Below are 22906 nucleotides of genomic sequence, written 5' to 3' on the forward strand. Positions count from 1 at the left end.
CCCCGGAGCCACGCCATGAGCAAGACTGCCAACTGGAACTACCCTACCGCCATCCGCTTCGGTGTCGGCCGCATCAGCGAACTCCCCGAGCAGTGCAAGAACCTGAACATGCTGCGTCCGCTGCTGGTCACCGACCGCGGCCTGGCCAACGCGCCGATCACCCTGGCTGCACTGGAAGCCCTCCAGCAGGCCGGGCTGGCCGCCGCGCTGTTCAGCGACCTCAAACCCAACCCGGTCGAAGCCAACCTGCAGGCCGGTCTGGACGCCTACCACGCCGGCAAGCACGACGGGGTAGTCGCCTTTGGCGGCGGCAGCGGCCTGGACATGGGCAAGCTGATCGCCTTCATGAGCGGCCAGCAACGCCCGGTGTGGGATTTCGAGGATGTCGGCGACTGGTGGACGCGCGCCGACCCCAAGGGCATCGCCCCGGTGATCGCCGTACCCACTACTGCCGGCACCGGTTCGGAAGTCGGCCGCGCCGGCATCCTCACCGACGAGCGCACGCATACCAAGCGCATCATCTTTCACCCGCAGATGTTGCCGAAGGTGGTCATCAGCGACCCGCAACTGACCGTCGGCATGCCGGCCTGGGTCACTGCCGGCACCGGCATGGACGCCTTTTCCCACTGCCTGGAGGCCTATTGCGCACCGGGCTTCCATCCGATGGCCGACGGTATCGCCGTGGAGGGTATGCGGCTGGTCGCCGGCGCACTGGTGCGCGCGGTGCGCCAGCCGGATGACCTCGATGCCCGTGCCGACATGCTCGTCGCCGCCAGCATGGGCGCCACCGCGTTCCAGAAAGGCCTCGGTGGCATGCATGCGCTGGCGCACCCGATCGGCGCGCTGTACGACACCCATCACGGCATGACCAACGCCACCCTGATGCCTTATGTGCTGAAGTTCAACCGCGGCGTGATCGAAGAGCGCATCACCCGCCTGGCCGCTTACCTGCAGCTGGCCAATCCGGGCTTCGACAGCTTTCTCGAACTGGTCATGCAGTTGCGCAGCGACACCGGCGTGCCGCACAGCCTGGCCGAACTGAACGTGGACGACCGCCAGACCGCACTGATCGCCGAAATGGCCATCGTCGACCCGTCTGCCGGAGGCAACCCGCGCCCGCTCAATGCCACCGATACCGCGCAGCTGTTTACCGATGCCCTGCACGGGAGACTCTGAGCAGCGTTAAGCGTATTAGCACACCTGGCGCCGGGCCAGGCAAACAGCACTCGGTAGGAGCGGGCTTGCCCGCGAAGGCTTCACCCGAATACCGAAGTCGTAGAACAGAACCAGAGGCATCGCGGGCAAGCCCGCTCCTACAGATAAAACCTGCGGGGAACTTCTGGTTAATGTCTGGCGCTTTCAGGTGCCGGACGCTACTCCAGCAGGCGCCGCATTTCCTCGCTGAGCGGCATCGGCTGAAAGGCACTGACCCGCGCCCGGCCGTTATTGCCTTGCGGCACCCAGATACGCGAAAACAGCAGCGCGGCGAGTATGCGTGGCAGTTGCCCGGCCACTTCGCGCCAGTCGTGCAGCTGCCAGCCCGCGCGCAGCATCAACCAGTGTGCGCGGGCATGCCGCAGCGGCATGCGCTGGCTGAGAATATGCGCCCGCTCCAGCCAGACCAGAGCCGTCTGCGGATCAGCCTGTTGCAGGGCTGCCTGACCCTCGGCAAACGCCTGTTGCAGCGCTCTGTGCAATGCTTCACCCATGCTCCCGTCCTCCGCCTGCCTGTAGCTCGCCATGGGCCTGGCGCAACACCTGCAGCGCCGCAGAAATTGCCAGGCTGGCCATGACGCCGGCCACCAGCAGATCAGGCCAGGCCGTGCCGCTACCAAACACGCCCAGCGCCGCCAGCAGTACCGCGAGATTGCCCAACGCATCATTGCGCGTGCACAACCAGACACTGCGCATGTTGCTGTCGCCTTCGCGGTAGCCATACAACAAGGCCGCCACCCCCAGATTGGCCAGCAACGCCAGACTGCCGACCAGGCCCATGGTCGGCGCGTCCGGCAACACTCCTCTCCAGGCATTCCACAGCGCCACAGCCAGCACGCCGAGTCCGAACAACAACATGCTCAGCGCCTTGAACTGCGCTGCGCGGGCACGCACGGCCAGTCCCAGACCAAGCACCCACAGGCTGATCGCGTAGTTGGCCGAATCACCGAGAAAATCCAGTGCGTCGGCCAGCAACGACACCGAACCGGCGCGCATTCCGGAACCGATTTCCACGGCGAACATCAGCAGATTGACCGCCAGCGCGATCCACAGAATGCGCCGGTAACCTTGTGTGCGCGGAGCGTTCTGTTCGACTTCGTGATTGCAGCAATGGGCTGACATTTGGCACCTCCTCTGTGAAGATGCAAACTAGGCTAAACCCTGTAGTCACTACGGAGTCAACATGCCCAAACCCATGACCATCGGCGTGCTCGCCCGCGACAGCGGCGTCAATCTGGAAACCATCCGTTTCTACGAGCGCAGCGGCCTGTTGCCAACACCCCAACGCAGCGCTGCCGGCTATCGACACTATCAGGCCGGGGATTTACGTCGCCTGCGCTTTATTCGCCGTGGCCGTGAACTGGGCTTCAGTCTCGATGAAATCCGCAGCCTGCTGGAACTCGCCGAGCAGCCGCAAAGCCCCTGCGCCAGTGCCGACGAGCTGGTTCAGGAGCACCTGAGCGGCATCGCCGCGCGCATCCGCGACCTGCAGAACATGCAGGCCGAACTGCAGAAAATTGCCGGCTGCCAGAGCGGGTATGCCGAACATTGCCGGCTGCTCGAAGCGCTGGACAGTCGCGACTGCTGCGACTGAGTCCGGGGGGCTGGCTGGCGAATACTGCGTTCGCCAATCGCAACAGTGCCGGGCATCCACCATGCTAGGCTGGCGCACCGCCCAATCGCCTGATCCTGTCCGTCGCCATGACCGAACTTTCCCTGCGCCGCCACCGGCCATTTATCGCCTTCTGGCTGGCCCGCGTGTTTACCGCCAGTGGCTTCCAGATGCTCACCGTGGCGATCGGCTGGCACCTCTACCAGCTGACCGGCAGCGTGCTCGATCTGGGTCTGGTCGGTCTCTTCGAATTCCTGCCGCGCCTGCTGTTCATGCTGCATGCCGGGCATGTTGCCGACCGCTTCGAACGGCGCCGGATTGCCGCTGCCTGCCAGGGCTTGCAGGCGCTGGTGGCGCTGGCCCTGCTGCTGGGCAGCAGCACGGACAGCATCAGCCGCGAACTGATCTTCGTGCTGGCCTTTCTGCTCGGACTGGCGCGCACCTTCGAGATGCCGGCGACCCAGGCGTTGCTGCCCAACGTGGTGCCACTGGCACTGTTTCCGCGCGCCGTGGCGGCCTCGGCCGCGGCCATGCAGGCGGCGACCATCATCGCGCCGGCTCTCGGCGGCCTGCTGTATGCCTTCGGTGCGCAGTGGGTGTATGGCCCCGGCGTGCTGCTGTATGTGCTGGCCAGCAGCCTGATGCTTGGCTTGCACGCCGAAGGTCAGGTGTTGCGCAAGGAGCCGGCCAACCTGGAAACACTGCTGGCCGGCATCCGCTTTATTCGCAGCAAACCCGATGTGCTCGGTTCCATCTCGCTGGATCTGTTCGCCGTGCTGCTCGGCGGCGCCACCGCGCTGCTGCCGGTATTCGCCAAGGACATCCTGCTCACCGGCCCCTGGGGTCTGGGTCTGCTGCGCTCGGCGCCGGCAGTCGGTGCCTTGCTGATGTCGCTGTGGCTGGCACGCTTTCCGATCGAGCGGCGCACCGGGCCGATCATGTTCACCTCGGTGGCGGTGTTCGGCGTGGCCACCATCGGTTTCGGCCTGTCCACTTCGTTCTGGTTGAGCATGGCAATTCTGGTGCTGCTGGGTGCGGCGGACATGATCAGCATGGTGATTCGTGGCGCCCTGGTGCAGCTGGATACCCCGGATGCCATGCGCGGCCGGGTCAGTGCAGTCAACGGGCTGTTTATCGGCGCGTCGAACCAGCTCGGCGAATTCGAATCGGGACTCACCGCGCACTGGTTCGGCACGGTGCCCTCGGTGCTGATCGGCGGCATCGGTACGCTGCTGATTACCGGCGGCTGGATCCGGCTGTTCCCGACCCTGGCCCGCCGCGACCGGCTGCACCAGCCGACACAACAGCAATAGACCACCTGCCCGCTAATCTCAGGGCACCAGCATGGCCTCGGCCACCGCTTTGCGTGCGGCCTTGCCGGCCAGCTGCTCGACCAGCGTCAGGGCAAATTCCAGCGCGGTTGCCGGCCCCTGACTGGTAATGCAGTTGCCATCCACCACCACCGGCTGGTCGACAAAGGTGCAGCCACTCAAACGCTCGCTGAAAGCCGGATAACAGGTCATGCGCCGCTGTTTGAGCACCCCGTAGCTTTGCAGCGCCAGTGCAGGCGCCGCGCAGATGGCGGCAAACAACTGGCCCGCCCTGGCCTGTTGCTGCACGCGCTGTGCCAGTGGCATGTACTCCGCCAGCCGCTGTGCACCCGGCATGCCGCCGGGCAGCACGATCAGGTCGAAGTCCTGCGCCAGCACATCATTGAGCATGGCATCGGCGGTCAGACGCACGCCTCGGGAACAGGTGATCATCCGCCGGGTTTCAATACTGGCCACGACCACCTCGATGTCGGCGCGGCGCAGCACGTCGATCAGGGTCACGCTTTCGATTTCCTCAACACCATCGGCGATAGCAATCAGGGCACGCAGGGTCATGGCTGGTTCCGTTTCAAATCCGTGGAGTTTTGCAGCGCGGGACAAATTCTCCGGCTGCAGGCTTGCTGGTATCATGCGCGCCTTCAGCGCCTTGCAGCCATCTCACGCATCAAGCGTGGCGTGCCTTGTGGCCAGCACAACAAGAAACCAGGGAGTTCACCATGCTGGAAAAACTGTTCCAACTCAAGGCACACAACACCACGCTGCGCACCGAGGTACTGGCCGGTCTGACCACCTTCCTGACCATGGCTTACATCCTCTTCGTCAACCCGGCGATCCTCGGCGAAACCGGCATGGACAAGGGCGCGGTGTTCGTCGCCACCTGTCTGGCCGCCGCCATCGGTTCGGCGCTGATGGGCCTGATCGCCAACTACCCGATCGCCCTCGCCCCGGGCATGGGCCTGAATGCCTTCTTCACCTACACCGTAGTGCTGACCATGGGCTACACATGGCAGGTGGCACTGGGTGCGGTGTTCATCTCGGCCATGCTGTTCTTTCTGCTGTCGATCTTTCGCATTCGTGAATGGATCATCAACAGCATCCCGCTGCCGCTGCGTTCGGCGATTACTGCCGGTATCGGCCTGTTCCTGGCGCTGATTGCGCTCAAGGAAGCCGGTCTGGTGGTGGACAATCCGGCCACCCTGGTCGGTCTCGGCGACCTGACTGCTGCCGGCCCGCTGCTGGCGATTCTCGGCTTTGTGCTGATCGTCGCGCTGGATGCGCGGCGGGTAACCGGCGCGGTGATGATCGGCATTCTGCTGGTCACCGCGCTGGCCATTGCCCTCGGCGTCACGCCGTTTGGCGGCATTCTGTCGATGCCACCGTCGATCGCCCCGACCTTCCTGCAACTGGATATCGCCGGCGCCTTCGATATCGGCATGCTCAGCGTGATCTTCGCTTTCCTGTTCGTCGATCTGTTCGACAACACCGGCACCCTGATCGGCGTGGCCAAACGTGCCGGGCTGATGGGCAAGGACGGCCATCTGCCGAAGATGGGCCGTGCGCTGATCGCCGACAGTACGGCGGCCATGGGCGGTTCGCTGCTCGGCACCTCGACCACCACCAGCTATATCGAATCGGCTGCCGGCGTGGCTGCGGGCGGACGTACCGGTCTGACCGCCTGCGTGGTTGCCGTGCTGTTCCTGCTCAGCCTGTTCTTCGCCCCTCTCGCCGGGACCATTCCGGCCTTCGCCACCGCCCCGGCGCTGTTGTTCGTTGCCGTGCTGATGACCTCCGGTCTGGCCGAAATCAACTGGGATGACATCACCGAATCCGCACCGGTGGTGATCACCGCGCTGGCCATGCCGCTGACTTTTTCCATCGCCAACGGCATCGCCTTCGGCTTTATCACCTGGGTGGTGATCAAGGCGCTGGCCGGGCGCTACAAGGACATCAATCCGGCGCTGCTGGTGCTGGCCGCGATATTCGTCATCAAGTTCGGCTTCTTCAACGCCTAGCAAACAGCCGCAGGGTGACTGTAGGGTGGGCTTCAGCCCACCGCCTATAAGCGCCGCAACTGGTGGGCTGAAGCCCACCCTACGCCCCACGACAGAGTTCGCATGATCAACAGAGACCCGGCAGCCTACACCGCACAGTTGCATGAAAAGCAGCAACGCCTGACTGAACTGCTGGCGCCCTTCGGCGCCCCCGCAGCGCAGGTATTTGCCTCGCCCCGCGAGCATTACCGCCTGCGCGCCGAGTTCCGCCTGTGGCGCGAAGGCGGCCAGCAGCACTATGCGATGTTCGAGGCCGGCGACAACCGCACGCCGATCCTGCTCGAGCAACTGCCGATTGCCGGAGAGCAGATCAACGCGCTGATGCCGCGCCTGAAGAGCGCCTGGCAAGCCAGCCGGGAACTGTCGCGCAAGCTGTTCCAGGTCGAGTTTCTCACCACCCTGAGTGGCGATGCGCTGATCACCCTGTGCTATCACCGCCCGCTGGATGCCGCCTGGCAACAGGCCGCCGAACAGCTGGCGCAGGCGCTGGGCGTGAGCATCGTCGGCCGCTCGCGCGGCAAGCGGCTGGTGGTTGGTCGCGACCATGTGCAGGAAACACTGACAGTGGCCGGGCGCAGCTTCACGTATCGCCAGCCCGAAGGCGCCTTCACCCAGCCCAACGGCGAGGTCTGCCAGCACATGCTCGGCTGGGCCTGTGACGCCCTCGGCGCGCGCGACGACGATCTGCTGGAACTCTACTGCGGCAACGGCAACTTCACCCTGCCGCTGGCGACCCGGGTACGCAAGGTGCTGGCCACCGAGATCAGCAAAAGCGCGGTGCATGCCGCGCTGGCCAACCTGGCCGATAACGCCATCGACAATGTGGCGCTGGTACGCCTGTCCGCCGAAGAACTCACCCAGGCACTGAATGGCGTACGCCCGTTCCGCCGCCTGGCCGGCATCGACCTTGCCAGCTACGACTTCGGCACGGTGTTCGTCGACCCACCGCGCGCCGGCATGGACCCGGACACCTGCGAGCTGACCCGGCGTTTCCAGCGCATCCTGTATATCTCCTGCAATCCGCAAACCCTGGCGGCCAATATCGCCCAACTTAATGACACGCACCGCATCGTGCGTTGCGCGCTGTTCGACCAGTTCCCCTGGACCGACCATATGGAAAGCGGCGTGTTGCTGGAAAGGCGCTAGCAATCCATTGAGAATGGCTATGCCCCAGTTACCTGTTACACCAGACCAAATCGGAAGAAGCGTAAATCCTGTGGGAGCGGGCTTGCCCGCGAATGCGCTTGCAGAACTACCAACAGGCAACTGCTACGCAAGCATTGCAAGCCTGTCAGCCAATGCAGCTTGTGGCACTTGATCCAAAGCCGTCAGAATTGGCGAAGCCCCATCACCCCAGAAGAGCAGCCCAGTGATCATCCTTCACCATTGCGTCAGTGCCCGCTCCTTCCGCCCCCTGTGGTTGCTGGAAGAGCTCGGGCTGCCTTATGAACTGCGCATGTGGCCGTTCCCGCCGCGCGCCATGGCCCGCGAATTCCTCAGCGAAAACCCGCTGGGTACCGTGCCGCTGCTGGTGGACGGCGCGACACGCATGAGCGAGTCGGCCGGCATCTGCCAGTACCTGGCGGCCCGCCACAGTTCTGGCGGACTGGATGTGGCAGTCGATGATCCGGCCTTTGGCGCCTACCTCAACTGGCTGCACATGAGCGATGCCACCCTGACCTTTCCGCAGACGCTGGTGTTGCGCTATACGTATTTCGAGACCGGCGAGCGCCTGCAACCGCAGGTAGCCAGCGACTACGCGCGCTGGTTTCTAGCGCGTTTGCGCAGCGTCGAGGAGGCACTACAAAGCGCAGAATTTCTCTGCGCCGGGCGCTTCACCGCGGCGGATGTGGCAGTGGGCTATGCCCTGCTGCTGGCCGAGCATCTGGGGCTGGACCAGCAGTTCCCGCCAGCGGTCAGCGCCTACTGGGCGCGGCTCAAGCAAAGACCCGCCTACCAGCAGGCCTTGCAGATCCAGCATCAGGCTGCGCTGGATCAAGGGGTGCCTACCACTCCTGCACCGGATATCCGGCCCTGATTCAGGCCACCCACTCGCCAGCGTGCAATTGCCTCAGCGACTCGACTGCCGCAGCGCGACAAAACACAAACCGACCGACACCACTTCGAGCAACAGAGCCGTGAGGTTGAAGGTCTGCTGCAGGCCGCCATCCAGCCACAGGCCGCCGATGCGTGCCAGTGCCATGGCGCTGTAGAGCAGCACCAGCAGGGTCAGTGCCGCCCGCGTCAGGTCGACCCGGCTCATGGCCAGCAGCAGGTAGGTGGCCAGGCCGATCTGCAGGCCACCGTAATAGGCCCGCACATCGGTAATGGCGGCCGGCGCCATCAGCAGCATGCCGCTGAGGTTGGTCATTTCTTCCGGGCGGACAAAATAGGCGATGCCCAGACCAGCCAGGACCAGCGCCTGCACGGCCAGCAGAATGCGCGAAAACAGCATGAGGCAAACTCCGTTGAAGTTGATCGCAGCGAGCATAGCAGTCTGTCATGGCGAAAATCGCGTGGTCTCGCAGGGTTTTCGCTGGGGCCGCCAGGGCGCAACAGGTAAACTGGCCACCCTTAGTCCAACCGCCGGTTGCCTGCCATGACCTTTGCCGCCCTCGGGCTGATCGAGCCGCTGTTGCAGACCCTCACTGCCCTCAACTACCTGACCCCCACGCCGGTGCAGCGCGAGGCGATTCCGGCCGTGCTCAAAGGCCGTGATTTGCTCGCCGCCGCGCAGACCGGCACCGGCAAGACCGCCGGCTTTGCCCTGCCGCTGCTGCATAGGCTGACCCTGCAAGGTCCGCAGGTAGCCAGCAATGGCGTGCGCGCGCTGATCCTGGTGCCGACCCGCGAGCTCGCCGAGCAGGTGCATCAGAGCATCCAGACCTACGGTCAGAATCTGCCGCTGCGCAGCTATGCGGTGTATGGCGGGGTCAGCATCAATCCGCAGATGATGAAGCTGCGCAAGGGCATTGACCTGCTGGTCGCCACCCCCGGGCGGCTGCTCGACCTGTACCGGCAGAACGCGGTGAAATTCAACCAGCTGCAGGTACTGGTGCTCGATGAAGCCGACCGCATGCTCGACCTGGGCTTCTCCATAGAGCTCGACGAAGTATTCGCCGCGCTGCCGCGCAAGCGCCAGACCCTGCTGTTCTCCGCCACCTTCTCCGAGGCCATCCGGCAAATGGCCGGCAACCTGTTGCGCGACCCGCTGTCGATCGAGGTCACCCCGCGCAACGCTGCCGCCAAAACAGTCAAGCAATGGCTGGTGACGGTGGACAAGAAACGCAAGGGCGAGCTCCTGCTGCACTTGCTTAGCACGCAGCCCTGGGGCAAGGGCCAGGCGCTGGTGTTCGTCAAAACCCGCAAGGGCGTCGATCAGCTGGAGCAGGAACTGCGCGCTGCAGGTATCCGCGTCGATGCGATCCACGGCGACAAGCCGCAAGCTACCCGCCTGCGCGCACTGGAACGCTTCAAGGCCGGCGAAGTACAGCTGCTGGTCGCCACCGATGTGGCCGCCCGCGGACTGGATATCCACGACCTGCCACTGGTGGTGAATTTCGACCTGCCGATTGTTGCCGAAGACTATGTGCACCGCATCGGTCGTACCGGCCGCGCCGGCGCCAGTGGCCAGGCGCTGTCGCTGGTGTGTGCTGACGAGGTGAACCAGCTGGCCGCCATCGAAACGCTGATCCGCCAGACTCTGCCCCGTCAGGAGCAAAGCGGTTTCGCGCCGGACCATCGCGTCCCGCTCACCGATGCCAGTGGCCAGATACTGAAAAAGCCAAAGAAACCCAAGATCAAGCCGATACCGGGCAGCGGCAACGCCGGCAAAACCGGCAAGGTGCATCTGGGCAACTGGTTCGAGGACGGCGACCAGCCCAGGGTCAAGGCGGTACGCAAGGCACCGCGACTGGGTGGCAAGCCGTCAGGCAAGCGTTGAACCTTGCGCTCGGCGCCAGCACCCGATCGCAGCGAGGGCGCCACTCCCGCAAGATCAAAAGCTAACCCTGTTGGAGCGCCGACCCGGCGCGAGTGTTTTAGAAGGGAAACATCGCGCTCAGAGCACTACAACGGCCTGGTCATATAGCGGTGATTGGCGATGCCTGGCAGGGTGGAAATCCGCTCCTCCACCACGCTAAAACCCAGCCGCTCGTACAGCGCTTGCGCCTGCGGATTTTTTGCCGATACATCCAGCGCCGCGATCCGGAAACCGGCTGACCGGCCAAGCTTGAGCAAATGCTCGACCAGGCGCGTACCGATACCCTCGCCACGCATACCTTCGGCAACCCCCAGATGGGCCAGATAGAAGGTTTTTTTCGGTGGCGGCTGAATCAGCTTCTCCAGACGCAAACCATTGAGCATCACCGGCACTGCACTGACCGGGCCGTAACACAACAGGATTTGCCGGCTCGCCGTAAGCGTGTTGCGCAAATTGAGCTCACCGCTGTAGCCGGTACCCGCCGCCACCACCTTGCCACCGAGTTCACCGACCCAGTGCCGCGGGTATCCGAACATGCCGCCGCCATCGATAAACGCCGCATGCAAGAAACCTTCGGCACTCAGGCCGGCACGCCTGAACACATAATCAAAAGCCGCCGGTCCCGAGCTATAGATCAGCGGAACGGCCTGTTCAGCATCGCGGGGTTCGGCGGGTCGAAATTTCAGCGGCATACGGGGCTCGGCAAGGGAGTGTCTGAGCTGCGGAATCTAGCATGAATGGCTCGCTGCAGAAGTGCCTGGTCGACTCTGGACGCTGAATATCCCTGACGCGCCAGTCGCTTGATGCATAGCCCGGCCAGGCTCCGGCTTGTCAATCTGCCGACCATCGGCCTGGTACTTGACTGGCCATAGAAATGCTAGCTGCTAAAATCAGTGACAGGCTGAATGGGGGTATGATTCCATGAAAAGCATGATTGGTTTGACCGGCACTCTGGCACTACTGTTTGCCGTACAGGCTCACGCAGACGAGATGGTCAAGTGTGTCGATCCTGCGGGGCATGCCACCTATGTGCAACACCAGTGCCCCGACAGTGCGGTACCCAGCGACTGGATCGATGTGAACAACCTGCCGCCAAGTGGTGCCGGCATACCTACCCAGATGGCTGATCCGGCGATTCTGGAGAACCGGCAGACGGTCAAGGTGACTGTGGTTGACAGTGGTCCCAAGCCAAGGGATTTGAGTCCGCAGTCGCCGATTCAACAAGAGATGGCAGCCAAAAGGGCCGCCCGCGCCGAGCGCATGAAAAATGAAGCAACGCGGGCCGCTGACTAGCTTTACCTGATTCTCGCCGGCATAGATGGCCGGCAGGAACCCGCTCAGCCAGTCGCCTTGCCGATCTGTCTCAACCAGTCGAGCATGCCTTGCCCGGCCAGCCTGCCACTGGCAAAGCAGGCGGTCAGCAGGTAGCCACCGGTCGGTGCCTCCCAGTCGAGCATCTCGCCGGCGCAAAACACGCCGGGCAGTTGCCTGAGCATCAGCTGCTCGGTCAACGCGGAGAAACACACCCCGCCCGCGCTGCTGATGGCTTCATCCAGCGGACGCGTCCTGACCAGTTGCAGCGGCAAACGCTTGATGGCTTTGGCCAGCTGTGCCGGATCAGCAAAGGTTTCGGCGCTGGCCAGCTCGCGCAACAGCCCCGCACGCACCCCGTCCAGACCCAGCTGTACACGCAAATGATTGCTCAGCGACTTGCTGCCGCGCGCTTTGCGCAGCAGATGCTCGATCTGCTCGCAGCTTTTTGCCGGCAACAGGTCCAGCCACAAGGTGGCCGCACCCGAGCGGTTGATCTGCTGGCGAATCGCTGCCGACAAGGCATAAACCAGGCTACCTTCCACGCCGCTGGCCGTGATGACAAACTCGCCCAGACGGACTGCCTGCCCATCCAGCGCAAGGGCACAGGACTTCACCGGTGCGCCGGCAAATTTCCCGAGAAAATGCTGGCTCCAGCCGGCCACCTCGAACCCGCAGTTGCTCGGCTGCAGAGGCTGCATGGCAACGCCGCGCGCGGCCAGCAACGGCAGCCAGGCGCCGTCCGAACCCAGCCGCGCCCAGCTGCCACCGCCCAGTGCCAGCAGCACGGCATCGGCGCGGACTGACTGTTCACCGGCAGCAGCGCTAATGCGCAGGCTGCCATCGGCATGCCAGCCCTGCCAGCGTTGCCGTGTATGAATTCGCACGCCGTGCTCGCGCAGGCGCTTGAGCCAGGCGCGCAGCAAGGGCGCGGCTTTCATGTCGGCCGGAAACACCCGTCCGGAGCTGCCGACAAAGGTGTCGATACCCAGCCCGTGCACCCACTCACGCAATTGCACCGCGCCAAAAGCCCCGAGCATGGCTTGCAGTTGCGGCCGGCGCTCGCCATAGCGTTGAAGAAAGCTTTCCTGCGCTTCGGCATGGGTGATGTTCATGCCACCGACACCGGCCAGCAGGAACTTGCGCCCCACCGAGGGCATGCCATCGAACAGATCAACCTGCACACCAGCCAGCGCCAGCACCTCGGCCGCCATCAGGCCGGCCGGGCCACCGCCGATGATCACGGCAGTGCCTGGATGGGAGGGTGGAGGCGTATGCATGGCGATCCGGACTGACAGATGAGGCGGCCATTCTAGCCCATTGCGCGGGCAGATCGCCTGCCAGGGGTTATGCTTGCGGTTCTGCCTGCCTGCCCTGCGGAACATCATGCCACTGCCTGAATTGCATACTGCACGCCTGCACCTGCGCAACTGGCAGCCTGCCGACCTGCCGCGCTTCGCCGTGCTGAACGACGATGCGCAAGTCATGCAGTATTTCCCCGGGCGGTTTGACCGCGAGCAAAGTGACGCGCTGGCCGCCCGCATCCAGCGCCACATCGAACAGAACGGCTTTGGCGTCTGGGTACTGGAGCGCCATGAGCAACCCGGACTGATCGGCATTCTCGGCTTGCAGCAGGTGCAGTTCGATTCGGCCTTCACCCCGGCCGTGGAAATCGCCTGGCGCCTGCTGCCCGCCTTCTGGCATCAGGGGCTGGCAACCGAGGCCGCACAGGCGGCATTGCGCTTTGCCTTCGAGCAGCTGGCACTGCCACAGGTACTGGCCTTCACCGTTCCGGCCAACCTGCCTTCGCAAGCGCTGATGCAACGGCTGGGCATGCAGCGTGATCCCGCCGAGGATTTCCTGCATCCACTGCTGCCAAAAAATCACCCGCTACGCCCGCATCTACTGTATCGCCTGGAGCAGGCCAGATGGTTGCGATTACAGCAGGCCGCCGGGCGGCAATAGGTCAGGACTCGACCTCGGTTGCACCTGCTTGCCGACAAGTCCGGGCAAAGTCTTTAACATTCCACCTCCGGACCATCAGCGACGGATAACAAGATCCGCGCGCAGGCAGCCTTTTTGCTGCTTTGCACCCAGACCAATCAGGAGTTTTGATGAGCAAAGTACTCGACCAGCTGGTCTCCCTGTTGAATATGGAGGCCATCGAAGAGGACCTGTTCCGCGGTGCCAGCCAGGACCTCGGCTTTCGCCAGCTGTTCGGTGGCCAGGTGCTGGGGCAATCGCTGTCTGCCGCCAGCCAGACGGTTGGCGGCGGGCGCCTGGTGCACTCGCTGCACGGCTACTTTCTGCGCCCCGGTGATGCCGGCCTGCCGATCGTCTATCAGGTCGAGCGGGTCCGCGATGGCGGCAGTTTCAGCACCCGCCGGGTTACCGCCATCCAGAAGGGCAAGACCATCTTCACCTGCGCAGCTTCGTTCCAGGGGGTCGAGGAAGGCTTCCAGCACCAGCTGCAAATGCCCGATGTGCAAGGCCCGGATTCGCTGAAATCGGAAACCGAACTGGCGCGCATGGTCGCCGACAAACTGCCCGAACGCATGCGTGAGCGGGCCGTCAGCGACAAGCCGATCGACATCCGTCCGGTCAGCCGCAACAACCCGTTCGACCCCAAGCCGGCCGAACCGGTCAAGCATGTGTGGTTTCGCGCCGACGGTGAACTGCCGGACAACCCGGCACTGCACCAGTACCTGCTGGCCTATGCGTCCGATTTCGGCCTGTTGACCACCTCGATGCTGCCCCATGGCGTGTCGGTGTGGCAGAAATTCATGCAGGTCGCCAGCCTCGACCATGCCATCTGGTTTCACCAGCCGCTGCGCATGGATGAGTGGTTGCTGTACTCCATGGACAGCCCCTGGGCCGGCAATGCGCGCGGCTTTTCACGGGCCAGTATTTTCAATCAGGCCGGCGAACTGGTGGCCTCGGTGGCCCAGGAAGGGCTGATCCGTCTGCGCGAAGACTTGCGGTGAAAATCCGCAGTCAGCTGGCGGCTGCGCGTCACTGGGTATTTGATCTGGATGGCACACTGACGCTGGCCATGCATGATTTCGCCGCCATCCGCCGGGCGCTGGAGATCCCCGCCGAAGACGACATCCTGCAGCATCTGGCCGCGCTCCCAGAAGCCGCTGCCGCCGCCAAGCACGCCTGGCTGCTGGCCCATGAGCGACAACTGGCACAAGCCGCACAGCCGGCACCCGGCGCGCAGCAACTGGTGCGCAGCCTGGCTGAACGCGGTTGCCAGCTGGCTATCCTGACCCGCAATGCGCGGCCACTGGCGCAGCTCACGCTGGACACCATCGGTCTGGGCGACTGCTTTGCGGCCGCGGACATCATCGGCCGGGACGAGGCGCCACCCAAGCCCGACCCTGCCGGTCTGCTGTGCATTGCCAGGGCCTGGCAAGTGCCGCCGACGGCACTGGTCATGGTCGGTGATTACTGTTTCGACCTTGAGTGCGCGCGTGCAGCCGGTGCCACCAGCGTGCTGGTCAACCTGCCGGACAATCCCTGGCCGCAACTGGCCGACCTGTTTGCCCGTGACTGCCATGAACTGCTTGGCCAGCTGTCTGCGCCAGGCCAACCCGGCTCAGATCTGCCGGCGCCACTGCGGTAGGGTAATCAGCAGCACCGCCAGCACAATCACCGCCATCGCCAGCCACTCTTCGTGACCGATCTGTTCACCGGCAAAGCTGATCCCCAGCAGCACCGCCACCGGTGGATTGACGTAGGCATAACTGGTGGCCGCCGCCGGGCGTACGGTTTTCAGCAGATACAGGTAGGCGCTGAACGCAATGATCGAACCGAACAGCACCAGATAACCCAGCGCCGCCCAGCCCGCCAGGCTCGGCATATGCTGCAGCCGCTCACCACTGAACAGGCTGGCGAGCAACAGCACACTACCGCCCACCAGCATTTGCGCCGCAGTGTTCATGGCCCCCGCGGGCAATGCCAGACGCTTGCTCCACATCGAACCGAAGGCCCAGGTAGCCGCCGCAAACAGCACCAGCAGGGCGCCTTGCGGACTGCCTTGCAGGTTCGAGCCGGCATTGAGCAGCACAATGCCGAGCAAACCGAGGAGGATTCCACACCACTCCAGACGGGTATTGCGCTCGCCCCAGAGCAGGCCGAACAGCAAGGCGAACAACGGCACCGTGGCGATTGCCAGTGCCGCTACACCGGAGGCCACGCCGCGGTGCTCGGCCACGGTCACACCGCCATTGCCGCAAGCCAGCAGCAGCACGCCGAGCAGGCCGGCATTGCGCCACTGCAGCCAACCCGGCGAGGTCACGCCACGCCGGCGCAACCAGACAAACAGGATGCTCCCGGCCAGCAGAAAGCGCAGACCGGCCATCAACAGGGGCGGCCAGGATTCCACACCAATGCGGATCGCCAGATAGGTCGATCCCCAGATCAGATAGAGCGCCAGAAAGGCCCCGATCAGCAACAGCGGCAAGCGACGGACAGACATGCAGTTATCTTCAGACAATGAAAGTGACGCAGCTTAACTGCGCAACAGTAAACCAGCCTCGATCGGGCAGAATCTGTCCGTGGCGCGGATCAGCGATTGCGCAGTGAGGCCGGGCACGCCATAAACGGTGGTCTGCACCGCATTGACCTGGCGAATCCGCTGCAGCAGCAGGTCGAAATCGCCATCGCCGGAGGCCAGCACCACCCGATCAACCCGCGGCGCGGCATCCAGTACATCGATGGTGATACCGACATCCCAGTCGCCCTTGGCCGAGCCGTCGCTGCGCTGGATATAGGGCTTGAGCTTCACCTCGAAGCCGAGTTTGCGCAGAATCTGCTGGAACTGCTGCTGGCGCGCATCGCCCCGATCAATCGCGTAGGCATAGGCCTCGACAATCTCGCCCTGGGCTGCCAGTTCCGCCCACAGCGCGGCATAGTTGAAATGGCAGGCATAGCCCTGCCGCACGGTGTAGTAGAGGTTTTGCACATCGGCAAACAGGGCAATCCGGCTCACAAGCTCGCTCACTGGCGCTAAACAGCGGGCAGTATGCACCAGCACGGGCCACATCAGGCTTTCATCGCTGCGCAAGCCTGCTACATTGGCCCGCCACGGCCCTGCCACTTGCTCCGCTCAACTGCCCACAGACTGACCATGCCGACCATCAATCCATACAGCGTCCTGCTCGAATCCTGGTACTTCTTCCGCCATAACCTGCGCAGCATCGCCGTGCTCTGCCTGCCCTGGCTGCTGCTCGAGGGGCTGGCACGGCAGCTGGCTGAAGCCCAGGTTAGCGGCCTGGCGCCGGAAGCCCGTGAGCTGCTGGTCACGCTGCTGTTCTATCCACTCTACAGTGCGGCACTGATCCTGTTTCTCGATGCGCGCAGCCATAACCGCGAAGTATCCACGGGCCAGCTCTGGCGCCAGGCCCTGCTGATCTGGCCGCGCTTTGCCGTGCTGGCCGGGTTGAGCACGCTATTGATCATTCTCGGCACTTCGCTGCTGATCCTGCCCGGACTCTGGGTGATGCTGCGCCTGCTGTTTGCCGAATACCTGCTGGCACTCGGTGGCCTTTCGCCGCTGGCAGCCATGCGCGAAAGCTTTCGACTGAGCAGTGGTTACTTCTGGTTGTGCGCGGCCTGCATTTTCAGCGTGATGCCACTGTTGTGGCTGCTCGACTGGTGGACGTTCCAGCAACTCGGCGAGCAGCCCGATGCCATGGCAGCAATCCTGCTGGATGCCGGCAACGGATTCCTGCAACTGTTTGTCAGCGTGATTGGCTACCGGCTGTTCATGCTGCGCACGGCAAAAGCCAGCGCGCCGGAGTCAGCGGTGTGAAGCACTGCGCTTGACGCCCGACATGCGTGGCAGCAACACGCGCTCGAACAGGCGCGGGAAATAGCGCGCCAGCAGGCGCGCACGCCAGTCCACATTCGACATCACCAGCAGGCGCTTGCGCTTGAGCGCTGCATGGTAGATCGCCTCGGCGACATCCTGTGCCGAGGCCACCCGCCCCATCGCCAGCGGCGGCTGGGCGGATATGGCGGCATCGCCGATCAGGGCATTCTTGCGCAGGTCGGTCGCGGTGAAACCCGGACACACCAGCATCACCCCCACCCCGGAGCCCTTGAGCTCGCAGCGCAGCGTTTCGAACAGTCCGTGCAGGGCGTGCTTGCTGGCGTTGTAGGCGCTGCGATAGAGCAGCGGCGAAAAGCCCGACAGCGAACTCATGACGATAATCTGGCCATTGCGTTCGATCAGGCTGCGCAAGGCGGCCTGGGTGCAGTGCACTGCGCCGAAGTAGTTGATCGCCATGATCCGCTTGAACACCTCCAGCGAGGTATCGGCAAAGGTGCTGCGATGGGTGACCCCGGCGTTATTGATCAGCACATCAATGCCGCCAAACTGCTCGATAGCCTGTGCCACACAGGCCTCAACCCGTTCGGCATCGGCGACATCACAACACAGGCCCAGCGCCTCGACGTTGTGGTGGCTGCTCAGGTGCTGCACCAGGCTGTCGAGGGTCTCCTGTTCGAGGTCAAATATCACCAGGCGCGCACCGGCCTGGGCGAAACGCAACACCAGCGCACGGCCGATACCGGCGCAACCACCGGTGACCAGCACCACCTTGCGCTCATACATCTTGCTGGCAAATACCTTGCGATACATCGGAGCCCCCGCCTTCAGAGTTGCTTGTGACTGCCATCGCACAGCGGTGCGCTGCGGGTCTGTTTGCAGCCACAAAAGTACAGGGTTTCATTCTGCACCGCCGTGTATTTCAACGGTGTGATGCCACTGCCCTTGTGCGAACCATCGCAGAAAGGCTGCTTGCTGCTGCGGCCGCAGGCACACCAGAAATAATCCTGGCCGGCCTCGACATCCACCGCATAGGGTGACTTGCGGGCAATCTGTGGCTCGTTCATTTACAGTTCCTCGACTTCAATGCAGGCTGTGCCAAGCAAGCATAGCTGCTTCTCGGCGGACGCTGTCTCAACCTGCAGCGCCTCTGCGCCCTGCTAATCTGCTTGCAGCTACTAACTCAGGGACTACCGCATGCGCACATCATCACTGGCTTTCTGGCTAAGCCTGCTGGTGCTTCTGCCCCTGAATACTCTGGCAGACAAATTATTGCGCTTTGGAACCTTCCAGAATGCCCACTCGCCGGCACTGCATATCTGCGAGCAGGTATTGCGCGAAGCCTATGCCAAACTGGGGCGCAGTATCGCCGTCGAGTACCTGCCCGGCGAACGCTCCCTTTACTGGGCACGCAGCGGACGTCTGGACGGTGAACTGTGCCGCGGGCAGGCGCATGCCGGGTTATTGTTCGTTCCGACTCCGCTGTATCAATGGCAACTGGGCGTCTTTTCCAATCAACCCTTGAGCATCCAGTCCTGGGCTGACCTCAAACCCTACAAAATTGCTTACGAACGCAGCATGAGCATCATCAGCGCGCATCAGGAGCTCGATCTGGTCCCGGTCAACAACATCGAGTCTGGCATCCTGCTGCTGAGCAAGAATCGCGTCGACATTCTGCTGGATGACTACAACTCGGTGTTATATGCCGCCCGCAAAATGAAGATCGAGCATCTGCTTGGGGGCAGGCAGGTGGTCGAGCGAGGCCCGATCTACCACCTGCCTAACCCCAAGCATGCGCTGCTGGCCATGCAACTCGAAGTCGTTCTGGCACAGATGGCCAGGGACGGCCGCATCGAGCAGATTGAACAAGAAGTAATGGCCGAATTCATGCTGGAAGCCGCACGGGACGACAGCACGGCACCAGCCTCAAGCAGTCATTAGGTCTGTTCAGCGCCGCGGCTTGGCCCGCGCAGTCGGCTCGGCCACCAGTGGATCATCCGGCCAGTAGTGCTTGGGATAACGACCTTTCAGATCCTTTTTCACCTCGCTGTAGGTATTGGCCCAGAAACTCGCCAGATCCTGGGTGACCTGTACCGGTTTGTGGCCAGGCGACAGCAGGTGCAGCTTGAGTGGCTGCCGGCCACCGGCCAGCGCTGGCGTAACGGCCAGACCGAACAGCTCCTGCAGGCGCACCGCCAGCACCGGTGGCTGCTGCTGATAGTCAATGCGGATGCGCGAGCCCGAGGGCACTTCCAGTGCCTTCGGCGCCAGCTCGTCGAGCTGCTGCGGCAACGGCCAGGGCAGCAGGTTGCCGAGCATGCCGGCCAGGTCGAGGCTGCCGAAATGACTGATGCGCCTGACCTTGTCCAGATACGGCAGCAGCCAGTCTTCCAGACGCTCCAGCAGCGCCCTGTCGCTGACATCCGGCCACTGGCTTTGTCCGGACTGTTCGAGGTCCAGCCGCCGCAGCAGGCCGATACGTGCCTGCCACTGGCGCAGCTCGGGCGTCCAGTTCAGCAATGCCAGGCCCTTGCGCCGCACCAGTGCCAGCAGGGCACGGCCCCGCGCCGCTTCATCGAGCTGTGTCAGGGGCTGGGTGTCGAACAGCAACTCGCCGATCTTGCGCTGGCGTTCGGCACGCAACAGCCCTTCGCGCTCGTCCCATTCCAGCACATCATGGCTGCGCAGCTGCTCGGCCAGCGGGCCGTCAAACAGTTGCGGATCGAGTTCGGCCGCCAGATAGATGCACTCTTCCCGCTGGCCCTGGCGGCTGCCCAGATCGGCCACCACCAGCCATTCGTGCTTCATCAGCGCATCGCTTTGCGCGAACTGGGCAGCCCGACCATTGGCCAGCCGGTATCCGGCACCATCGGCACGCCGCTGCCGGGCGATCCGGTCCGGGTAGGCAAACGCCAGCAGACACCCAAGCCAGCGCGGGTGTTGCGGATCGTCTACCGCCTGACTGATGTCTGCCGTAGGAGCGGGCTTGCCCGCGAATGACTGCGAAGCCCCTTTCGCGGGCAAGCCCGCTCCTGCATGTTTGAGCAGCCCGGCGAACTGCCGGGACAGTTGCCGCACGCGTTGCACTGCGGCCTGCGCGCTCCGCTCGGGTCGGCGCTCACCACTGAGCAGGCTCAACCGGCTGTGCAGGTCGGCACCAGCGCCGCGCAGGATGTCACGCTCACCAAGCACTGCGGCCAGATCACAAGCCAGCGCCGCCAGCCCCAGCGCCTGACCGCGCAACAGCAGATGGGCAATGCGCGGATGGCTGGGCAACTCGGCCATGGCCTGGCCGTGGGCGGTCAATGCTCCCGATGCATCCAGCGCACCAAGCCCCTGCAGCAAGTCGCGGGCCTGGGCGAAAGCTGCCGCTGGCGGCGCATCCAGCCAGGCCAGCTCAGCCGGCGTCACGCCCCAGCGCGCCAGTTGCAAGGCCAGCCCGGCCAGATCGGCCTGGAGAATTTCTGCCGTAGAGTAAGCCGCCAGTTGCTCATGCTGCGCCTGTGACCACAAGCGGTAACACGCACCCGGCTCCAGCCGCCCGGCGCGGCCGGCGCGCTGGGTTGCCGAAGCACGGGAAATGCGCTGGGTATGCAGACGGGTCATGCCACTGGCCGGATCGAAACAGGGCACCCGCTCCAGCCCGGCATCGATGACCACGCGCACGCCCTCGATGGTCAGGCTGGTTTCGGCGATATTGGTCGCCAGCACCACCTTGCGCCGGCCGGCGGGTGCCGGCTCGATGGCGGCACGCTGGGCCGCCAGATCCAGCTCGCCATGCAGCGGGCAGAGCAGAATATCCTGCCGCGCCGCCAGCACCCCGGCCAACTGTTCATGCACGCGACGGATTTCCGCCTGCCCGGGGAGGAACACCAGCAGACTGCCGGACTGCTCGCTGATGGCCTGCTGCACCGTCTGCACCACTTGCGGCTCGATCCACTCGCCCGGCTGAAAGGGTCGTCCCCAGTGGGTCTGCACCGGATGCATGCGCCCATCACTGCTGATAACCGGTGCGGCTCCGAGCAGCGTCGACAGCCGTTCGCCCTCCAGCGTGGCAGACATCAGCAGCACCTTGAGTGGCAGCTCGTCGCGCAGCAGCTCCCGGCCGTTCAGGCACAGCGCCAGCGCCAGATCGGCATCCAGACTGCGCTCGTGAAACTCATCGAAAATGACCAGGCCGACGCCTTCCAGCGCCGGATCCGCTTGCAGGCGCCGGGCCAGAATGCCTTCGGTTACCACCTCGATACGCGTGCGCGGGCCGATCCTGCTGTCCAGGCGAATGCGATAACCGACCGTTTCACCCACCGATTCACCCAGCTCGCTGGCCAGCCGCTCGGCGGCCGCCCGTGCCGCCAGCCGCCGAGGCTCCAGCATGAGGATGCTTTGCCCGGCCAGCCATGGTTCGTGCAGCAGCGCCAGCGGTACCCGCGTGGTCTTGCCGGCGCCCGGCGGCGCCTCCAGCACGGCTTCATGGCGTATGGCGAAGGCCGCGCACAGAGCAGCTAGTACATCGTCGATGGGCAGGCAGTTCATGGGCACTCCAGACTAGAGGCCCATTATAGAGGCGGGCATAGCGAGCCGCAGCGCCTAGCTACCGTCCACGGGTGGGTCGCGTACAGAGCCACATCGCTGCTGGCAGGCGCCAACCCCGGATTGGCTTAACTGGCGCGGCGCGCGTCAATGCTCACTTGCGCTGCGCCCGCGTCAGAACTGACAGCGCCGTCCCTCTGCCATTCCGGCGGTCCCCACAGATGCTTCAGACGCTGGCCCAGCGGACCGGGACGGGCCACATCGCGACAGATCGCAACAAGTTCGTGGAAGGTCAATGTAACCAGATTGCTGCTGTGAATTTGTCGCACCACGCCGTATTCCGGTGGCTCTGCCGGGTCTTCAGCAGCATAGGTGCCAAATATATGGTCCCAGACCATCAGCACGCCGCCCATGTTGCGATCAATGTAGCGCGGGTTACGGCCGTGGTGCACGCGGTGATTAGACGGCGTATTGAACAGCCACTCAATTGGCGCCGGCAGCTGCCCGACCCACTGGGTATGCACGAATATCTGCATAGTCATGTTTGCCGCCAGCAGGGTAAGCACCCACTCCGGTGGAAAACCAAGCAGTAGTGCCGGCAGAAAGAAGGCATACACCCCGGCCACCGCGTATAACAGACTCTGGCGGAAAGCCACGGTGAAGTTGAAGTACTCTGAGGCGTGGTGCACCTCATGCACAGCCCAGAAGAGGCGTATGCGATGTGCCGACAAGTGAAAAATGTAAAAACAGAAGTCGACCAGGACAAACAGCAGCAGCAGTGACCAGGGGGTAATCGGCAAGGTAGTCAGCCGGAAGCTGTAGACCCACTCGAAGACTGGCACCACCACGGCGAGCACCATAAAGCCCTCGGCGAGCAGGACATAACTGCCACCCATCAAGATGCTGACCATGCTGTCAGTGAAGTTGTACTTGTTGTCACGACGAAAGTGCCACCATTCCAGACCGGCCAGGCTCAGGGTCAGCGGCAGGGCCAGCAGCATCAGCATCTGGCTGGGCATCAGCCAGTTCCGCAGCATCTCC

At 63.7% G+C, this 22906-nt stretch carries 25 protein-coding genes; 13 read left to right on the forward strand and 12 right to left on the reverse strand.

Going from position 1 to position 22906, the window contains the following annotated elements; translation table 11 throughout:
- Positions 1-15 precede the first annotated feature (15 nt).
- Positions 16-1176: an iron-containing alcohol dehydrogenase gene (locus tag BLT89_RS13545; RefSeq protein ID WP_090196414.1), complete on the forward strand. Its 1161-nt coding sequence runs from the start codon at positions 16-18 to the stop codon at positions 1174-1176.
- Between the two features lie 197 nt (positions 1177-1373).
- Here the strand turns inward: BLT89_RS13545 and BLT89_RS13550 are convergent, their stop codons facing one another.
- On the reverse strand, positions 1374-1709 hold the full coding sequence (locus tag BLT89_RS13550; protein WP_090196417.1) for a DUF3703 domain-containing protein: 336 nt from the start codon (positions 1707-1709) through the stop codon (positions 1374-1376).
- Positions 1702-2337, reverse strand: a complete 636-nt coding sequence (locus tag BLT89_RS13555; RefSeq protein ID WP_090196420.1) for a cation transporter — start codon at positions 2335-2337, stop codon at positions 1702-1704. The genes BLT89_RS13550 and BLT89_RS13555 overlap by 8 nt, the downstream gene beginning before the upstream one ends.
- Before the next feature lie 61 nt (positions 2338-2398).
- On the opposite strand from BLT89_RS13555, the gene BLT89_RS13560 reads away from it, so the two are divergent.
- Entirely contained in the window at positions 2399-2809 is a 411-nt protein-coding gene (locus tag BLT89_RS13560) for a MerR family DNA-binding protein (protein ID WP_090196424.1), read from the forward strand.
- A 107-nt stretch (positions 2810-2916) separates the two neighbouring features.
- Entirely contained in the window at positions 2917-4140 is a 1224-nt protein-coding gene (locus tag BLT89_RS13565; RefSeq protein WP_090196427.1) for an MFS transporter, read from the forward strand.
- An 18-nt stretch (positions 4141-4158) separates the two neighbouring features.
- Here the strand turns inward: BLT89_RS13565 and BLT89_RS13570 are convergent, their stop codons facing one another.
- Positions 4159-4713 (reverse strand): DJ-1 family glyoxalase III, encoded by a 555-nt coding sequence (locus tag BLT89_RS13570; protein ID WP_090196430.1) that lies wholly within the window; start codon positions 4711-4713, stop codon positions 4159-4161.
- A 161-nt stretch (positions 4714-4874) separates the two neighbouring features.
- Here BLT89_RS13570 and BLT89_RS13575 point away from each other — a divergent pair, with 161 nt between their 5' ends.
- The 3 genes from BLT89_RS13575 (at position 4875) to BLT89_RS13585 (ending at position 8247) form a co-directional block, all read left to right on the forward strand.
- Positions 4875-6170 carry an NCS2 family permease gene (locus BLT89_RS13575; protein WP_090196433.1) on the forward strand — a complete coding sequence of 432 codons (1296 nt, stop codon included), beginning with the start codon at positions 4875-4877 and terminating at the stop codon, positions 6168-6170.
- Positions 6171-6272: 102 nt separating this feature from the next.
- Positions 6273-7355 (forward strand): tRNA (uridine(54)-C5)-methyltransferase TrmA, encoded by a 1083-nt coding sequence (gene trmA, locus BLT89_RS13580; RefSeq protein WP_408003050.1) that lies wholly within the window; start codon positions 6273-6275, stop codon positions 7353-7355.
- A gap of 223 nt (positions 7356-7578) precedes the next feature.
- A complete protein-coding gene (locus tag BLT89_RS13585) occupies positions 7579-8247 on the forward strand; it encodes a glutathione S-transferase family protein (protein ID WP_090196436.1) in 669 nt (222 codons plus the stop codon).
- A 33-nt stretch (positions 8248-8280) separates the two neighbouring features.
- On the opposite strand, the gene BLT89_RS13590 is transcribed toward BLT89_RS13585, so the two are convergent.
- Entirely contained in the window at positions 8281-8664 is a 384-nt protein-coding gene (locus BLT89_RS13590; RefSeq protein WP_090196438.1) for a DUF4345 domain-containing protein, read from the reverse strand.
- Positions 8665-8808: 144 nt separating this feature from the next.
- Between BLT89_RS13590 and BLT89_RS13595 the strand changes: the two genes are divergently transcribed.
- Complete coding sequence (locus BLT89_RS13595) at positions 8809-10152, forward strand: DEAD/DEAH box helicase (RefSeq protein ID WP_090196440.1); 1344 nt, start codon at positions 8809-8811, stop codon at positions 10150-10152.
- 125 nt (positions 10153-10277) lie between these two features.
- Here BLT89_RS13595 and BLT89_RS13600 read toward each other — a convergent pair whose 3' ends face one another.
- Positions 10278-10883 carry a GNAT family N-acetyltransferase gene (locus tag BLT89_RS13600; RefSeq protein ID WP_090196442.1) on the reverse strand — a complete coding sequence of 202 codons (606 nt, stop codon included), beginning with the start codon at positions 10881-10883 and terminating at the stop codon, positions 10278-10280.
- A 229-nt stretch (positions 10884-11112) separates the two neighbouring features.
- On the opposite strand from BLT89_RS13600, the gene BLT89_RS13605 reads away from it, so the two are divergent.
- Complete coding sequence (locus BLT89_RS13605; protein ID WP_157718877.1) at positions 11113-11484, forward strand: hypothetical protein; 372 nt, start codon at positions 11113-11115, stop codon at positions 11482-11484.
- Positions 11485-11528: 44 nt separating this feature from the next.
- On the opposite strand, the gene BLT89_RS13610 is transcribed toward BLT89_RS13605, so the two are convergent.
- Entirely contained in the window at positions 11529-12782 is a 1254-nt protein-coding gene (locus BLT89_RS13610) for a TIGR03862 family flavoprotein (RefSeq protein ID WP_090199036.1), read from the reverse strand.
- Positions 12783-12888: 106 nt separating this feature from the next.
- Here BLT89_RS13610 and BLT89_RS13615 point away from each other — a divergent pair, with 106 nt between their 5' ends.
- From BLT89_RS13615 to BLT89_RS13625, 3 genes are all read left to right on the forward strand, one after another.
- The gene (locus BLT89_RS13615) at positions 12889-13467 is read left to right on the forward strand and encodes a GNAT family N-acetyltransferase (protein ID WP_090196448.1); all 579 of its coding nucleotides are present in this window, start codon (positions 12889-12891) and stop codon (positions 13465-13467) included.
- A 149-nt stretch (positions 13468-13616) separates the two neighbouring features.
- Positions 13617-14486, forward strand: coding sequence for an acyl-CoA thioesterase II (tesB, locus tag BLT89_RS13620; protein ID WP_090196452.1), 870 nt, complete (start codon positions 13617-13619; stop codon positions 14484-14486).
- Entirely contained in the window at positions 14483-15127 is a 645-nt protein-coding gene (locus BLT89_RS13625; protein WP_269457165.1) for an HAD family hydrolase, read from the forward strand. Before tesB ends, BLT89_RS13625 begins: the two co-directional genes overlap by 4 nt.
- On the opposite strand, the gene yedA is transcribed toward BLT89_RS13625, so the two are convergent.
- Positions 15101-15982: a drug/metabolite exporter YedA gene (gene yedA, locus BLT89_RS13630; RefSeq protein WP_090196455.1), complete on the reverse strand. Its 882-nt coding sequence runs from the start codon at positions 15980-15982 to the stop codon at positions 15101-15103. The genes BLT89_RS13625 and yedA overlap by 27 nt on opposite strands.
- A 33-nt stretch (positions 15983-16015) precedes the next feature.
- Entirely contained in the window at positions 16016-16549 is a 534-nt protein-coding gene (locus BLT89_RS13635; RefSeq protein ID WP_090199041.1) for a LabA-like NYN domain-containing protein, read from the reverse strand.
- Positions 16550-16633: 84 nt separating this feature from the next.
- On the opposite strand from BLT89_RS13635, the gene BLT89_RS13640 reads away from it, so the two are divergent.
- On the forward strand, positions 16634-17317 hold the full coding sequence (locus BLT89_RS13640) for a YciC family protein (protein ID WP_331712551.1): 684 nt from the start codon (positions 16634-16636) through the stop codon (positions 17315-17317).
- Here BLT89_RS13640 and BLT89_RS13645 read toward each other — a convergent pair.
- Together BLT89_RS13645 and BLT89_RS13650 are read right to left on the reverse strand one after the other, a co-directional pair.
- The gene (locus tag BLT89_RS13645) at positions 17306-18148 is read right to left on the reverse strand and encodes an SDR family oxidoreductase (RefSeq protein ID WP_090196458.1); all 843 of its coding nucleotides are present in this window, start codon (positions 18146-18148) and stop codon (positions 17306-17308) included. The genes BLT89_RS13640 and BLT89_RS13645 overlap by 12 nt on opposite strands.
- Positions 18149-18162: 14 nt before the next feature.
- Entirely contained in the window at positions 18163-18402 is a 240-nt protein-coding gene (locus tag BLT89_RS13650; RefSeq protein WP_090196460.1) for a CDGSH iron-sulfur domain-containing protein, read from the reverse strand.
- A 130-nt stretch (positions 18403-18532) separates the two neighbouring features.
- On the opposite strand from BLT89_RS13650, the gene BLT89_RS13655 reads away from it, so the two are divergent.
- Positions 18533-19276 carry a type 2 periplasmic-binding domain-containing protein gene (locus tag BLT89_RS13655; RefSeq protein WP_090196463.1) on the forward strand — a complete coding sequence of 248 codons (744 nt, stop codon included), beginning with the start codon at positions 18533-18535 and terminating at the stop codon, positions 19274-19276.
- 6 nt (positions 19277-19282) lie between these two features.
- Here the strand turns inward: BLT89_RS13655 and hrpB are convergent, their stop codons facing one another.
- Both hrpB and BLT89_RS13665 read right to left on the reverse strand, forming a co-directional pair.
- Positions 19283-21868, reverse strand: coding sequence for an ATP-dependent helicase HrpB (gene hrpB / locus BLT89_RS13660; protein ID WP_090196466.1), 2586 nt, complete (start codon positions 21866-21868; stop codon positions 19283-19285).
- Between the two features lie 125 nt (positions 21869-21993).
- Entirely contained in the window at positions 21994-22884 is an 891-nt protein-coding gene (locus tag BLT89_RS13665; RefSeq protein ID WP_157718878.1) for a sterol desaturase family protein, read from the reverse strand.
- Between the last annotated feature and the right edge of the window lie 22 nt (positions 22885-22906).

The sequence above is a fragment of the Pseudomonas pohangensis genome (genome assembly GCF_900105995.1).
Classification (GTDB): domain Bacteria; phylum Pseudomonadota; class Gammaproteobacteria; order Pseudomonadales; family Pseudomonadaceae; genus Aquipseudomonas; species Aquipseudomonas pohangensis.

Coding starts and splice junctions, on each gene's coding strand:
- BLT89_RS13545 (WP_090196414.1), top strand. CDS start 16: ATGAGCAAGACTGCCAACTGGAACTACCCTACCGCCATCCGCTTCGGT.
- BLT89_RS13550 (WP_090196417.1), bottom strand. CDS start 1,709: ATGGGTGAAGCATTGCACAGAGCGCTGCAACAGGCGTTTGCCGAGGGT.
- BLT89_RS13555 (WP_090196420.1), bottom strand. CDS start 2,337: ATGTCAGCCCATTGCTGCAATCACGAAGTCGAACAGAACGCTCCGCGC.
- BLT89_RS13560 (WP_090196424.1), top strand. CDS start 2,399: ATGCCCAAACCCATGACCATCGGCGTGCTCGCCCGCGACAGCGGCGTC.
- BLT89_RS13565 (WP_090196427.1), top strand. CDS start 2,917: ATGACCGAACTTTCCCTGCGCCGCCACCGGCCATTTATCGCCTTCTGG.
- BLT89_RS13570 (WP_090196430.1), bottom strand. CDS start 4,713: ATGACCCTGCGTGCCCTGATTGCTATCGCCGATGGTGTTGAGGAAATC.
- BLT89_RS13575 (WP_090196433.1), top strand. CDS start 4,875: ATGCTGGAAAAACTGTTCCAACTCAAGGCACACAACACCACGCTGCGC.
- trmA (WP_408003050.1), top strand. CDS start 6,273: ATGATCAACAGAGACCCGGCAGCCTACACCGCACAGTTGCATGAAAAG.
- BLT89_RS13590 (WP_090196438.1), bottom strand. CDS start 8,664: ATGCTGTTTTCGCGCATTCTGCTGGCCGTGCAGGCGCTGGTCCTGGCT.
- BLT89_RS13595 (WP_090196440.1), top strand. CDS start 8,809: ATGACCTTTGCCGCCCTCGGGCTGATCGAGCCGCTGTTGCAGACCCTC.
- BLT89_RS13600 (WP_090196442.1), bottom strand. CDS start 10,883: ATGCCGCTGAAATTTCGACCCGCCGAACCCCGCGATGCTGAACAGGCC.
- BLT89_RS13605 (WP_157718877.1), top strand. CDS start 11,113: ATGAAAAGCATGATTGGTTTGACCGGCACTCTGGCACTACTGTTTGCC.
- BLT89_RS13610 (WP_090199036.1), bottom strand. CDS start 12,782: ATGCATACGCCTCCACCCTCCCATCCAGGCACTGCCGTGATCATCGGC.
- BLT89_RS13615 (WP_090196448.1), top strand. CDS start 12,889: ATGCCACTGCCTGAATTGCATACTGCACGCCTGCACCTGCGCAACTGG.
- tesB (WP_090196452.1), top strand. CDS start 13,617: ATGAGCAAAGTACTCGACCAGCTGGTCTCCCTGTTGAATATGGAGGCC.
- yedA (WP_090196455.1), bottom strand. CDS start 15,982: ATGTCTGTCCGTCGCTTGCCGCTGTTGCTGATCGGGGCCTTTCTGGCG.
- BLT89_RS13635 (WP_090199041.1), bottom strand. CDS start 16,549: ATGTGGCCCGTGCTGGTGCATACTGCCCGCTGTTTAGCGCCAGTGAGC.
- BLT89_RS13640 (WP_331712551.1), top strand. CDS start 16,634: ATGCCGACCATCAATCCATACAGCGTCCTGCTCGAATCCTGGTACTTC.
- BLT89_RS13645 (WP_090196458.1), bottom strand. CDS start 18,148: ATGTATCGCAAGGTATTTGCCAGCAAGATGTATGAGCGCAAGGTGGTG.
- BLT89_RS13650 (WP_090196460.1), bottom strand. CDS start 18,402: ATGAACGAGCCACAGATTGCCCGCAAGTCACCCTATGCGGTGGATGTC.
- BLT89_RS13655 (WP_090196463.1), top strand. CDS start 18,533: ATGCGCACATCATCACTGGCTTTCTGGCTAAGCCTGCTGGTGCTTCTG.
- hrpB (WP_090196466.1), bottom strand. CDS start 21,868: ATGAACTGCCTGCCCATCGACGATGTACTAGCTGCTCTGTGCGCGGCC.
- BLT89_RS13665 (WP_157718878.1), bottom strand. CDS start 22,884: ATGCCCAGCCAGATGCTGATGCTGCTGGCCCTGCCGCTGACCCTGAGC.